The 12,109-nt window shown below is 69.7% G+C and carries 11 protein-coding genes and 1 pseudogene; 10 read left to right on the forward strand and 2 right to left on the reverse strand.

All coding sequences use genetic code 11. The annotated features are described in order from the left end of the window. Positions 1-110: 110 nt before the first annotated feature. The 8 genes and pseudogenes from ACFV6V_RS10945 (at position 111) to ACFV6V_RS10980 (ending at position 7,272) form a co-directional block, all read left to right on the forward strand. A complete protein-coding gene (locus ACFV6V_RS10945) occupies positions 111-1,496 on the forward strand; it encodes a DUF2254 domain-containing protein (protein ID WP_385562218.1) in 1,386 nt (461 codons plus the stop codon). Positions 1,497-1,516: 20 nt separating this feature from the next. Beyond that, positions 1,517-2,656: pseudogene (locus ACFV6V_RS10950) on the forward strand (ROK family glucokinase); the annotation flags it as partial. Positions 2,657-2,790: 134 nt separating this feature from the next. Next, positions 2,791-3,369 (forward strand): hypothetical protein, encoded by a 579-nt coding sequence (locus tag ACFV6V_RS10955; protein WP_385562221.1) that lies wholly within the window; start codon positions 2,791-2,793, stop codon positions 3,367-3,369. A gap of 152 nt (positions 3,370-3,521) precedes the next feature. Next, positions 3,522-3,899 carry a hypothetical protein gene (locus ACFV6V_RS10960; RefSeq protein ID WP_385562224.1) on the forward strand — a complete coding sequence of 126 codons (378 nt, stop codon included), beginning with the start codon at positions 3,522-3,524 and terminating at the stop codon, positions 3,897-3,899. 33 nt (positions 3,900-3,932) lie between these two features. Further along, on the forward strand, positions 3,933-5,213 hold the full coding sequence (gene pcaC, locus ACFV6V_RS10965) for a 4-carboxymuconolactone decarboxylase (RefSeq protein WP_385562227.1): 1,281 nt from the start codon (positions 3,933-3,935) through the stop codon (positions 5,211-5,213). A 36-nt stretch (positions 5,214-5,249) separates the two neighbouring features. Further along, complete coding sequence (locus tag ACFV6V_RS10970; protein WP_385562230.1) at positions 5,250-5,882, forward strand: MBL fold metallo-hydrolase; 633 nt, start codon at positions 5,250-5,252, stop codon at positions 5,880-5,882. Positions 5,883-5,953: 71 nt separating this feature from the next. After that, a complete protein-coding gene (locus tag ACFV6V_RS10975) occupies positions 5,954-6,751 on the forward strand; it encodes an exodeoxyribonuclease III (RefSeq protein WP_385562233.1) in 798 nt (265 codons plus the stop codon). Between the two features lie 77 nt (positions 6,752-6,828). Then, positions 6,829-7,272 (forward strand): DUF6278 family protein, encoded by a 444-nt coding sequence (locus ACFV6V_RS10980; protein WP_385562235.1) that lies wholly within the window; start codon positions 6,829-6,831, stop codon positions 7,270-7,272. 114 nt (positions 7,273-7,386) lie between these two features. Here the strand turns inward: ACFV6V_RS10980 and ACFV6V_RS10985 are convergent, their stop codons facing one another. Further along, positions 7,387-8,976 (reverse strand): alpha/beta fold hydrolase, encoded by a 1,590-nt coding sequence (locus tag ACFV6V_RS10985; protein ID WP_385562238.1) that lies wholly within the window; start codon positions 8,974-8,976, stop codon positions 7,387-7,389. Positions 8,977-9,287: 311 nt separating this feature from the next. Here ACFV6V_RS10985 and ACFV6V_RS10990 point away from each other — a divergent pair, with 311 nt between their 5' ends. Together ACFV6V_RS10990 and ACFV6V_RS10995 are read left to right on the forward strand one after the other, a co-directional pair. Further along, complete coding sequence (locus ACFV6V_RS10990) at positions 9,288-10,067, forward strand: alpha/beta fold hydrolase (RefSeq protein WP_385562241.1); 780 nt, start codon at positions 9,288-9,290, stop codon at positions 10,065-10,067. Continuing rightward, positions 10,064-11,374, forward strand: a complete 1,311-nt coding sequence (locus ACFV6V_RS10995; protein WP_385562243.1) for a cytochrome P450 — start codon at positions 10,064-10,066, stop codon at positions 11,372-11,374. Before ACFV6V_RS10990 ends, ACFV6V_RS10995 begins: the two co-directional genes overlap by 4 nt. On the opposite strand, the gene ACFV6V_RS11000 is transcribed toward ACFV6V_RS10995, so the two are convergent. Then, entirely contained in the window at positions 11,346-12,086 is a 741-nt protein-coding gene (locus ACFV6V_RS11000) for a hypothetical protein (protein ID WP_385562246.1), read from the reverse strand. The genes ACFV6V_RS10995 and ACFV6V_RS11000 overlap by 29 nt on opposite strands. Between the last annotated feature and the right edge of the window lie 23 nt (positions 12,087-12,109).

Raw genomic sequence — 12,109 nt, forward strand, 5'->3', positions numbered from 1 at the left:
TTCGGGCTTTTCGGGACGATTAGTGCTTCCCGGGCTGCGGCACTACCGTGGAGGAACGCCAAGGAGCGCGAGGAGCATGTGCACCAGGTGATCCCGGGGGTGCGACGCCCATGATGTCCTGGGCCACGGTCTTCCAGCTGAGGCAGTACGTCAAAGCGAGCCTGTGGATCGTGCCACTCCTCGGGTTCGTGTTCGGGGCCCTGCTCGCCGACGCCGCGGTGTGGCTCGACAGCAACGTCGACGCGCCCCCCGGCTGGGAGTATTCGGCGAGCACCGCGAGCAGTGTGCTCAGCTCCATCGTCGGTGCGATGATCGCCCTGCTCGGTTTCGTCGTCACCATCGGCGTCCTCGTGGTCCAGCAGGCGACGAGCACCCTGTCCCCGCGCTATATGCGCTTGTGGTACCGCGACCGGCTGCAGAAGGCCGTGCTGGCCACCTTCACCGGGACCTTCGCCTTCGCCTTCTCCCTGCTGCGCAACGTCGAGGCGGACTTCGTGCCCGACATCGGCGTGACGCTGGCCGGGGCCGCGGTCGCCGTGAGCCTGATGCTCCTGCTGATCTACCTCAACCGCTTCATCCACAACCTCAGGCCGGTGGCCATCGCCTCGCTGGTGGTGCGGTCCGGGCAGGCCGTGCTCAGGCGGGGGACCATCCTGGCGGAGGGCGGGACGCTACGGCCCGCGATGCCGGGCAGGGAATCGTTCCCGCCGCTGCTGCCCGGTCCCGTGACGCCGGTCCGTACGGAAGGAGGCGGCACCATCCAGGGCCTCCATGTGGCACGGCTGAGAGCCGCGGCGGAGCGGTACGACTGCGTACTCGTGCTGCCGCACAGGATCGGTGACTTCGTGCCACCGGGCGCCACGCTGATCGAGATCCACGGGACGGCACCGCCCGATCCGCTTGCCCTGAGCGGATACATCGCCCTGGGTGTCGAACGAACAATCGAACAAGATCCGGCCTTCGCGCTGCGGATCCTCGTCGACATCGCCATCAGGGCGCTGTCACCGGCCGTGAACGACCCCACGACCGCCGTTCAGGTGCTGAACCACATCGAAGCCTTCCTGCACACCGTCGGCAGGATGGAGCCGGCTCGTGGCTACACCCTCCACGACCGCCGGGGCCGGCCCCGGCTGGTGGTGCCGGGGCGTTCCTGGGAGGACTTCCTCCAGCTCGCGGTGACCGAGATCCGCGAGTACGGCTCCACGTCCGTCCAGGTCTGCCGACGGCTGCGGGCCGTGCTGGACGCCCTGCTCGCCGCCCTCCCCGAAGAGCGTGCCGTGACGGTGCGCACAGAGCTGGGGCTCCTGGACGACTCGGTGCGGCACGCCTTCACCGACCCGGCGCGGCGTGCCATGGCGCTGACACCGGACCGCCAGGGCATCGGCGGCGGCTTCCCGGTGAGTCCTGACGCACCGGGCCGCACCGGGCCCGGTGGAGCCCCGGATGGCACAATCGGGCAGGGCGGGCACCGCCCGCCTCCGCAGACCGGACCGTAACGACCACTCACAGGGACGCCGTGAGCACGTACCGTGACTTCGCCCACAGGGGCGCCGCCCGGGCCACCGCCCTGCGGACCACCGGCACACGGGAGCGGCGCTCACACCTCACCGCGCCGCGCGTCCCGACGGTGGGCATCGACATCGGCGGCACGAAGGTGATGGCCGGTGTCGTCGACGCCGACGGCGTCATCCTGGAGAAGGTCCGCACCGAGACCCCCGACAAGTCGAAGAGCCCCAAGGTCGTCGAGGACGTCATCGTCGAACTCGTACTCGACCTTTCCGACCGGCACGATGTGCATGCCGTCGGCATCGGGGCGGCCGGGTGGGTGGACGCCGACCGCTCCACGGTGCTCTTCGCGCCCCATCTCGCCTGGCGCAACGAACCTCTGCGCGACTCGCTGGAGAAGCGCCTCGTCGTGCCCGTCATGGTGGACAACGACGCCAACACCGCCGCCTGGGCCGAATGGCGCTTCGGGGCCGGTCGTGGTGAGGACCACCTGGTCATGATCACCCTCGGCACCGGTATCGGCGGGGCGATCCTGGAGGGCGGGCAGGTCAAGCGCGGAAAGTACGGGGTCGCCGGGGAATTCGGCCATATGCAGGTCGTACCCGGTGGGCACCGCTGCCCCTGCGGAAACCGCGGCTGCTGGGAGCAGTACAGCTCCGGCAACGCACTGGTCCGCGAGGCCCGCGAACTGGCCGCGGCCGACTCCCCGGTCGCCTACAACATCATCGAGCGGGTCAAGGGCAGCGTCTCCGACATCACCGGCCCCCTGATCACCGAACTGGCGCGTGAGGGCGACGCGATGTGCGTCGAACTGCTCGAGGACATCGGTCAGTGGCTCGGTGTCGGCATCGCCAACCTCGCGGCGGCGCTCGACCCCTCCTGCTTCGTCATCGGCGGCGGAGTCAGCGCGGCCGACGATCTGCTGATCGGCCCGGCGCGGGACGCCTTCCGGCGGCATCTCACCGGCCGCGGCTACCGGCCCGAGGCGCGGATCGCCAAAGCCCAGCTCGGCCCCGAAGCCGGTATGGTCGGCGCCGCCGACCTGGCCCGGCTGGTCGCCCGCCGCTTCAGGCGCGCCAACCGGCGCCGTGTCGAGCGCCATGAGCGGTACGAGCGCTACGCCCAGGCGCTGCGCAACGCCGGCGCGAACGGAACCGGCAACGGCACCAGCACTGGCAACGGCAACGGTGGTGCCGACGAGGGCCGACCGGACGGCGCCGGCAGCCTCGATCACGCCGGGCCCGGCAGCAGCACCTCCCGCACCACGCCCCAGGAACCCACTTCATGACCCTGCCCCGACAGACCCCCCGGAAGACAGCGCACCACCCGGATGACGCGGAGGGCAGACGGCACATGATCCTCCGCCGCTGTCTGACGCTGCTGGTGATCGTGCTGCTCATCGGCGTCCCGGCCGGATACCTGGTGATCTCCGCCGAGCAGAGCCGGAACAGCGGCCTGGACAAGGAGCGCGAGTCATCGGCGACCGGGCTGCGGGAGAACTGGCCGTCCAAGATGAAGCGCCGCGTCTTCGAGGTGCCCATCCCCGCGAAGGCCACCGAAGTCGCCTACTACGAGACCTCCAACTGGAAGTCCAGCAGGTTCTACGTCACCTTCCGGACCACTGCCGCGGGACTCGACCTGTTCCTCAACCGGATCGGTACCACCCGCTCCGAGCTGGAGACCGGTGAGGTCACCATCGGCGAGCGCGACGCCTCCACGGTCGGCTGGACCTTCGGCCCCGACAACCTGTGGTCGGGCACCACACACCCGCAGTCGGATCCCCGGCCCACCCAGGACATCACCGTCAATCTGACCGACCCGTCCTCGCCCGAAGTCTTCGTCGTCTCGACCACGACTCCCTGATCCGGGACCGGCACCCGGCGGCTGCCGAATCGGCCTTGGCCTGCGGGTGGTTCGAGCTCTACGGCCACGGCATGCGAAGACGCCGCGATCAACCCGAGGAGCCACCGGCACCACCGTACGACTCGAATGCGATCGCGATCAGCGTTCGAGAATTGACGGCCCTTGTGGAAACCTTCGAATACGCCCATGCGCAAATTGCCGAGCTCAGTGGCGCCGGCTATGACACGGTTGCAAGGGCCAGCGGATCCATTCTGATTTCGACCCTGTACGCACGAGCTGGATTCGCCGCCGTAAGAGGGCGCCACCGCATTCCCTTACTCGTCAGTGAGCTCGGATTGCTCGAGGCTGCCGTCATCAACCTGGAATCGTACGAGGGGAATGAGGCGGCGTTGTGTACGGGCTACGGATTGCTCGACGACCTGGTGAACCGTAAATCCAGCTCCGGTATTCTCTGCTGCATTCACGGAATTCTGGCCTTCACCGATGAGGCTGATGGGGCAGAAGACCCGGCGCAGGGCATAGTCGTGTAACGCCCGCGATCCGTGTGTGAGAGGGTCGGGCGGGTGAGCGAGACAGCACCGAACACCTTGCAGTACCGGATCGACGGCCCCGACGACGCCCCTGTACTCGTCCTCGGACCCTCGCTGGGCACCACCTGGCACATGTGGGACCGTCAGATACCGGAGCTGTCCCAGCGATGGCGGGTCCTGCGCTTCGATCTCCCCGGTCACGGCGGCGCCCCCGCTCATCCCGCGGCCTCGGTGACCGAGCTCGCGGACCGCCTCGTCGCCACTCTCGACGGACTCGGTGTGCAGCGCTTCGGGTACGCGGGGTGCTCCATCGGCGGGGCCGTCGGGATCGATCTCGCGCTGCGGCTGCCGCAGCGGGTGGCCACCCTGGCGGTGATCGCGACCTCGCCCAGGTTCGGGACCGCCGACGAGTTCCGCAGGCGCGGGGTGATCGTCCGCACCAACGGGCTGGAACCGATGGCCCGCAGCGCGCCGGACGGCTGGTTCACCTCCGCGTTCGCCGCCGCGCAGCCGGCGATCGTCGAGTGGGCCGTGCAGATGGTGCGCACCACCGATCCTGGATGCTACGTCGCGGCCTGCGAGGCGCTCGCGGCTTTCGACGTGCGCCAGGACCTCGGGCGCATCGGGGTCCCCGCGCTCGTGCTGGTCGGCTCCGACGACCAGCTCACCGGACCCGCCGAGGCCCGGACGCTCGTGGCCGGCATCCCGGACGCCCGGCTCGCCCTGGTCCCCGGTGCCTCCCATCTCGCACCCGTGGAGCAGCCGGCCGCTGTCACCGACCTGCTGACCCGCCACTTCTCCCTCGCCTGGCAGGACACTCTGGCCGCGATCCCCGCGCCGTCCGTGCTGCCGGGGCTGTCCGCGCCGGTCACCCCGGCCGGAGAACTCGCCGCGGCTCCTCTACGGCAGCCGGGCACCGGGCGCACCGCTCGTCCCGACCTGTACGAGGCGGGGCTGAAAGTCCGCAGGGAGGTGCTGGGGGACGCCCACGTGGACCGCGTGCTGGCGACGGCCGACGACTTCACCGCCGACTTCCAGGAGCTGATCACCCGCTACGCCTGGGGCGAGGTGTGGACCCGCGGCGGCCTGGACCGCCGCACCCGCAGCGCGGTCACCCTCACCGCCCTGGTCGCGGGCGGCCATCTCGAGGACCTGGCCGTGCACATCCGTGCAGCGCTCCGCAACGGGCTCACCCCCGTGGAGATCCGCGAGGTCCTCGTCCAGGCGGCGGTCTACTGCGGCGTGCCCGCCGCGAACGCGGCATTCCGCGTGGCCCAAGGGGTGATCCGCGAGGAGACCACACCGCACGCATAGGATGCGCCGCACCGCCGCGAAAGAGAGGTCACCCAGGTGAAGCTCACGAAGAAGTCGCACGCCTGCATCCGGCTGGAGAAGGACGGGCGGACCCTCGTCATCGACCCCGGGGCCTTCAGCGAGGCGGACGCGGCCGTGGGCGCCGACGCGGTGCTCATCACCCATGAGCATCCCGACCACTTCGACGAGACCCGGTTGCGCGTCGCCCTGGACGCCAACCCCGCCGCGGAGATCTGGACCCTGCGCAGTGTCGCCGACCAGCTCTCCGCCGCCTTCCCCGGGCGGGTGCACACCGTGGGCAACGGTGACGCGTTCTCCGCCGCCGGCTTCGACGTCCAGGTGTACGGCGAACTGCACGCGGTCATCCACCCCGACCTTCCGCGCGTCACCAATGTCGGGTTCCTGGTGGATGGTTCGGTCTTCCATCCGGGGGACGCCCTGACCGTGCCCGAACGGCCCGTGGACACCCTGATGCTCCCCGTGATGGCACCGTGGAGCAAGGTCTCCGAGGTCATCGACTATGTGCGGGAGATCGGTCCGCGCCGGGCGATCGACGTCCACGACGCGCTGCTGACCGAGCTGGCGCGACCGATCTACGACACCCACATCGGCAATCTGGGCGGTGCGGAGCACAGCAGGCTCGCCTCGGGGGACTCGGCGGAGATCTAGGGGCCGGAGGCCTTGTCCGGGCGATCTCCTGTGCGCCCCCGTCTGTCACACCCCGCGGTTACGCTTGCGGCATGCGCATCGCCACGTTCAACGTCAATTCGATCACAGCCCGGTTGCCACGGCTGCTCGCCTGGCTGGAGAGTAGCGGCACCGACGTGCTGTGCATCCAGGAGACCAAGTGCACGGCCGAGCAGTTCCCCGCCGACGCGCTGAAGGAACTCGGCTACGAGTCCGCGGTGAACGCCGACGGCCGGTGGAACGGAGTGGCGCTGCTCTCCCGGGTCGGGCTCGACGATGTCGTCATGGGGCTGCCGGGCGGCCCCGCGTACGGCGGGGCGCAGGAGCCGCGCGCGGTGAGCGCCACCTGCGGGCCGGTGCGGGTGTGGTCGGTGTACGTGCCCAACGGCCGGGAGGTCGCCCATGAGCACTACGTGTACAAGCTGGCCTGGCTGGAGGCCTTGAAGCAGGCCGTCACCGAGGACGTCGCCGGCAGCCGCCCGTTCGCGGTGCTGGGCGACTACAACATCGCGCCGACTGACGACGATGTATGGGACCGCTCCTTCTTCGAGGGTATGACCCATGTGACCGAGCCGGAGCGTGCCGCGCTCACGGGGCTGCGGGAGATCGGTCTGTCCGATGTGGTGCCCCGCCCGCTCAAGTACGACCATCCGTACACATACTGGGACTACCGCCAGCTGTGCTTCCCCAAGAACAGGGGGATGCGCATCGACTTGGTGTACGGCAACGAGCCGTTCGCCAAGGCCGTCAAGGACAGCTATGTCGACCGCGAGGAGCGCAAGGGCAAGGGGGCGTCGGACCATGCCCCCGTGGTGGTCGATCTCGCCCTCGACGCCGCCTCCGGTCTCTGAGGCTCAGCGCCCCGGACCAGGGGCGCGCCCCGCGCGCCCTGTGGTGCGCCGTCCACGGGAATGCGAGGCTGATCCGTATGAACATCCCTTTCTTGGACAACTGGCGTAAAAAGCATGGTGCCGAGCGGGGCGGACAGACGCTGGCCTCCGCCGTCGGGGGCGACGCCGACGGCGTGGCCGAGCTGCTCGCCGAGTGCGAGCTGCTGCGTGTCCGGGCAGGACAGCAGGGGCTCGAACTGGACGACACGCCCCGCTCGTTGGAGGCGCTGGACCAGCTTCCGCCGCGCTGGCGCGACGATCCCGAGGAGCTGCCCTGGGTGGGTAATGACGCCGGCCTGTATCTGGGCACGGTGATCGTCCGCACCGTGCGGGGCGCCGCCTGGCATGTCTGGCCCGGTGGCCAGCCGGTGGTCCGGCTGGCGTCCGGACGTGAGATCAATGTGGTGGAGGCAGGCCTTGACTGGGCGGCTCAGGGTTCGCCCGAGCTGTCCCAGGTGTACGCGGAAGCGGCAGAAGCCTGACATTCCTACCGCTTATGCCGTATTTATCCGTGTTGGGTGCGTGTTGGGTGTGAAGCCCCCTGTCGTGCCGGATAGTTTGCGCTGACCGCGCCCGGACCGGTGGCCAGCCGGAGATCACTTCTCACGCAGGGGGACCGACACATATGACGGGTCGTGCGCCGGTGAGGAGAAGGTCAGCTTCGCCCCGGACGGGTTGTGCTCGATGTAGAGGGGGTCGACGGTGTCGACGACCAAGGCGAGACGGTGGCCCGCCGGCACATCGTAGGCCGTGGAGTACAGCTCCATATCCACGCCGAACGGGCGACCGGGAGTCTGGCCGTGAAAGGTGTAGGGGGCGTTGCTGATCAACTTGCCGAGGCCGAGCGGCCCCACGTCGTAGAGGTATGCGATGAGGGTGCCGCTCTCCTTGGTGCTGGTGACCGTGGTGTGCAGCTTCGCGGTGCCTCTGACGTGCTGCTCGGAGGCATACCGCTCGGACTGCCAGACCGCGGCGAACCAGCGCGGCAGCAGCGGGATCGACGCCATGGGCGGGACCTTCAGGAACTGGTCCAGCGCGCTGGAGAGCACGGTGACCCCGCCGTTGGCCCCCGAGTCGATGTTGGCGTGGATCTTCTCGGTGCCCCCGAGTTCGAACTTCCGGGTGTCCGCGCCCACCGACTTCCAGTCCGGATAGGACTCGTAGCCGCCGTCCGAGCGGGATTTGATGCGCACCGGCGCCTCGCGGTCGACGCCGTTGTCGTCGGCCTTGAGGTAGTGGTCCATCCAGCGGCGGGCACTGGTCCAGGTGTCGTTGGGCAGCCCCAGCAGGCCGGTGAGCTCGGCGGTGGCATGGTCGCCCGGGCGGAACTCCAGCCGCTTCGGCACGGTGAGCCGCTCATAGAACTCGGCGTACTGGTTGGGCGGGAAAATGGTGTCGCCCCAGGCGTTGCCCAGCATGATCGCCGCGCCGTTCCGGTTGATCTGGTCCACATAGGTGGCGGGGGAGCGCTTCTTCCCCCAGGCGATCATCTCGTCTTCCTTCGCCAGGTCGACACCGCCGAGGAAGTCCTTCATGAACTGCTGGAGTTCGGGACTCGGGCGACCGGTCACATAGCCGGTGCCGCCGAGCAGTGCGGCGGCCTGGAGGTGCTCGGTGCGTCCGCCGTAGATGGAGGCGGGGATGTCGGCCCAGCCGCTGAGGGCGGCGACGGCCCTGACCCGCTTGTCGTGCGCCGCGGCGAGCAGGCTGATGCCGGCTCCGTACGACATCCCCGCCATCCCGACTCTGGAGGGATCGGCGGGGGTGTTCGCGAGCGCCCAGTCGATCACCTTGGAGGCGTCCGCGACATCCGGTGGGCCCGCCACCTCGATGTTCCCCTCGGACTGCCAGAAACCGCGCACGTTGTAACTGACCACCACGTAGCCGGAGTCCGCGAGCTTGGCGGCCTGGGCGAGGTACTGGACCTGCGGCGTGGCCCAGCTGGTGGGCAGCACGATCACGGGATAGGTGCGGGACCCGTCGGCGTCCGCCGGGGTCACGACGTTGGCCTTGAGGACGGTACCGCCGTCGCCGTGGATGTCGACGAACCGAACGCCTGGGATGGCGCCGGTGGTGGCGGCGGCGGCCGGTGCGGCGGGGCTCAGTGCGAACACCGTACCGGCGAGGAGAGCGGCCGAGGCGGCGCCGGTCGTGGCCGTCCGCAGGGCCTTGTGGGGGTGTCCCATCGGTCACTCCTGACTCGTGCAAGTACGAAAGTGACCCGACGGTAACCGGTGCTCCTTACCCGAGGTAACTGGTCGGTAAGTTACGTGCGGGTAACGATTGCTTGACGATGTGTCGGGTACGCATCGGTCGACCGTCGCACGGACCCGAGAGCTGAGGGTTCGTCAGGCGGCTCTTCCTGCTGTTCCGTACGGGGGAAGTCCGCCCGTGCGCCGGTTCTGCACCCTGGTGATCGCGGGATCCGCGGTCCACCGTGGTGGCGTACACCCGTAGTGCCCCACTCGGCTGCCCCGCGATCGGAGATGTTGTCACCGTGACCGAAAATCGACGTTTTGTGCCTCCGTACACGCTCATCGGCCAAGGACCGCACCACGTCATCGCCGTGCACGGCTGGTTCGCCGACCGGGACGCCTACGCGCCCCTGTTCCACGACCTCGACCTGGCCTCCTTCAGCTATGCCTTCGTGGACCTGCGCGGCTACGGCGAGGCGATCCGCGCCAGCGGCGCCTACACCACCGGCGAAGGCGCCGCCGATGTGCTCGCACTCGCCGAGACGCTCGGCTGGGACCGCTTCTCGGTCGTCGGCCACTCCATGGGAGGGTCCGTGGCCCAGCGCGTCGTGGCGCGCGCCCCGCAGCGGGTGCGAAGGCTGGTCGGGATCTCCCCGGTGCCCGCGGGAGGCCTCCCGATGCCGCCCGACCAGTGGCGGCTGTTCGCCGACGCCGCCGACGTACCCGCGAACCGCCGCGCCATCATCGACATCACCACCGGTTCCGTACGGCCCGGCGCCTGGCTGGACCGGATGACCCAGCGGTCGCTGCGCAGGAGCGACCCCAAGGCGTTCCGCGCGTGGCTCGACTCCTGGTCGGCCGAGGACTTCCACAGCGAGATCGAGGGCTCGGCCATCCCTGCCCTCGCCATCGTCGGCGGACTCGACCCGGCGCTCGGCGCCGCGCTGATGCGTGAGACCTGGCTGCGCTGGTACGCCCGGGGAGAGCTGGCCGAACTGCCCGCGGCCGGGCACTACGCCATGGACGAGACCCCGCTGCAACTCATCCGTACCGTGGAGGACTTCCTTCGGGCGGACGCATGAGCGGATCTCAGGGCCAGGGCGCGCGGACACCCGCACCCTGCCCGGACTCCGCCGTGCCGGCCGTCCCCGACGTGTTCGACCCGAGGCTCTACGGGCGGGGGCTGCCGCACGACGCCTTCCGAACCCTGCGTGCCCACCATCCCGTGGCCTGGCAGGAGGAGTACGAGGTACTGGGCTGGCCGGCCGGACCCGGCTTCTGGGCCCTCACCCGGCACGCCGACGTCGTACGGGTGCTCAAGGACGCGGGCACCTTCTCGTCCTGGCTCGGCGCCACACAGATCCGGGACCCCGATCCGGCCGATCTTCCGTTCATTCGACGGATGATGCTCAATCAGGACCCCGCGCCCGGCGCCACGGGAGAGTCCGGCCCTGGCCACGGCAGGCTGAGGCGGCTGGTGAGCCGTGCCTTCACCCCGGCCCGTGTCGACCGTTTCACCGCCGCGGCCCGGGCCAGGGCCCGCGAACTGCTCGGCGCCGCCCGGGAGCAAGGACCGGTGGTCGATCTGGTCTCCGCCGTCACCGACGACTACGCCCTGCTCAACCTCGCCGACCTGCTCGGCGTACCGGCGAGCGACCGCGGCCTGCTCCTCGACTGGACCGAACGCGTCATCGCCTACCAGGACCCGGACGAGCCGCCCCTGCTGGACGACCACGGCCGTCCGGTCAACCCCCGCTCGCCCGCCATGCTCCGGGAGATGTTCGACTACGCCCGGGAACTCGCGGCGTACAAGCGGCGCGTGCCCGCCGACGATGTGATGACCTCGCTCGCCGCGTCGGCCCTGACGGACGCGGAACTGGAGATGTTCTTCTTCCTGCTCACCGTGGCCGGCAACGACACGGTACGCAGCGCGGCGCCGGGCGGCCTGCTGGCGCTCGCCGAGCACCCGGACGAACAACGGCGGCTACGGAAGGGGGACATCCCGCTCGGCACGGCGGTGGACGAGCTGCTGCGCTGGCACCCACCGGTCCTGTCGTTCCGCCGCACCGCCGCCCGGGACACGGTCGTCCACGGCCGCCGGATACGCGCGGGCGACAAGGTCGTGGTGTTTCACGCCGCGGCCAACTACGACGAGCGGGCCTTCCGCGATCCGTACCGCTTGGACCTCTCGCGGCGGCCGAACCCCCATGTCTCGTTCGGCGACGGCCCGCACATCTGCCTCGGCGCCCACTTCGCCCGGCTTCAGCTGCGCGTACTGCACGACGAGGTACGCGAGACCCTCCCGCCCATGACGCTCGCACAACCGCCGAGGCGTCTCGTGTCCAACTTCATCAACGGAATCAAGTCACTGCGGGTGCGTCTGGGCTGACCGGCAGCGGGGACTGCGCCGCCCTGCTCACATCGGCGACGAGTTCCACGACATCGGGCCCGTAGGCCTCGGTGTTGAGCACCTTCAGCAGCAGCACGAAGGACTTGCCGCCGTACTTCCGGGACAACCGCTCGTGGTGGCGGGCGAGATAGCGGGCCGCCGCCTGGTTGGTGATCGCCCGCTGACCGCAGAAGAGGAACACCGGTCTGCCGCCCTCGCCCGCCGTCAGCCGGGCCAGCAGCACGTACTCGGTGGCACCCTTGTCCAGCCGGTAGTGCTCGGTGCCTATCTGGAACGCCAGGCGGTCGGGACCCGGCTCGGCGTCGGTGTTGACCCGCACGCCAGGCAGCAACGAGGACAGGTGTGCCCCCATCCGGCGATTACTGCCGGGACCGCCCACACAGAACTCCGTGCGGTCGCCGAAGCCCTGCCGTGCGGTGTCGTGCTGGACGATCTGGGCATGCGCCCCGCAGTCCTTGATGAGCGCCGAGAGCTCGAGCAGCGTGAATACGTCAAAGCGATGCACCGCCCCTTCGCTGGCGGGCTCGCGGTTGACGACCAGGAGGCACTCCGAGTCCTGTGGCAGACCGAAGAAGGCCTGCTTGCGGTGGAGCCGTCGGCGCCAGAGGTAGGTACGTGCCAGCCAGCCCAGTGAAGCACTGATTCCGGCCGCCACGACACCGAGCACAAGGTCGCGCAGGTCTTCGTTCATGGGCGCGCATGGTAGCGGGCCCG

This window comes from Streptomyces sp. NPDC059828 (assembly GCF_042731955.1).
Classification (GTDB): domain Bacteria; phylum Actinomycetota; class Actinomycetes; order Streptomycetales; family Streptomycetaceae; genus Streptomyces.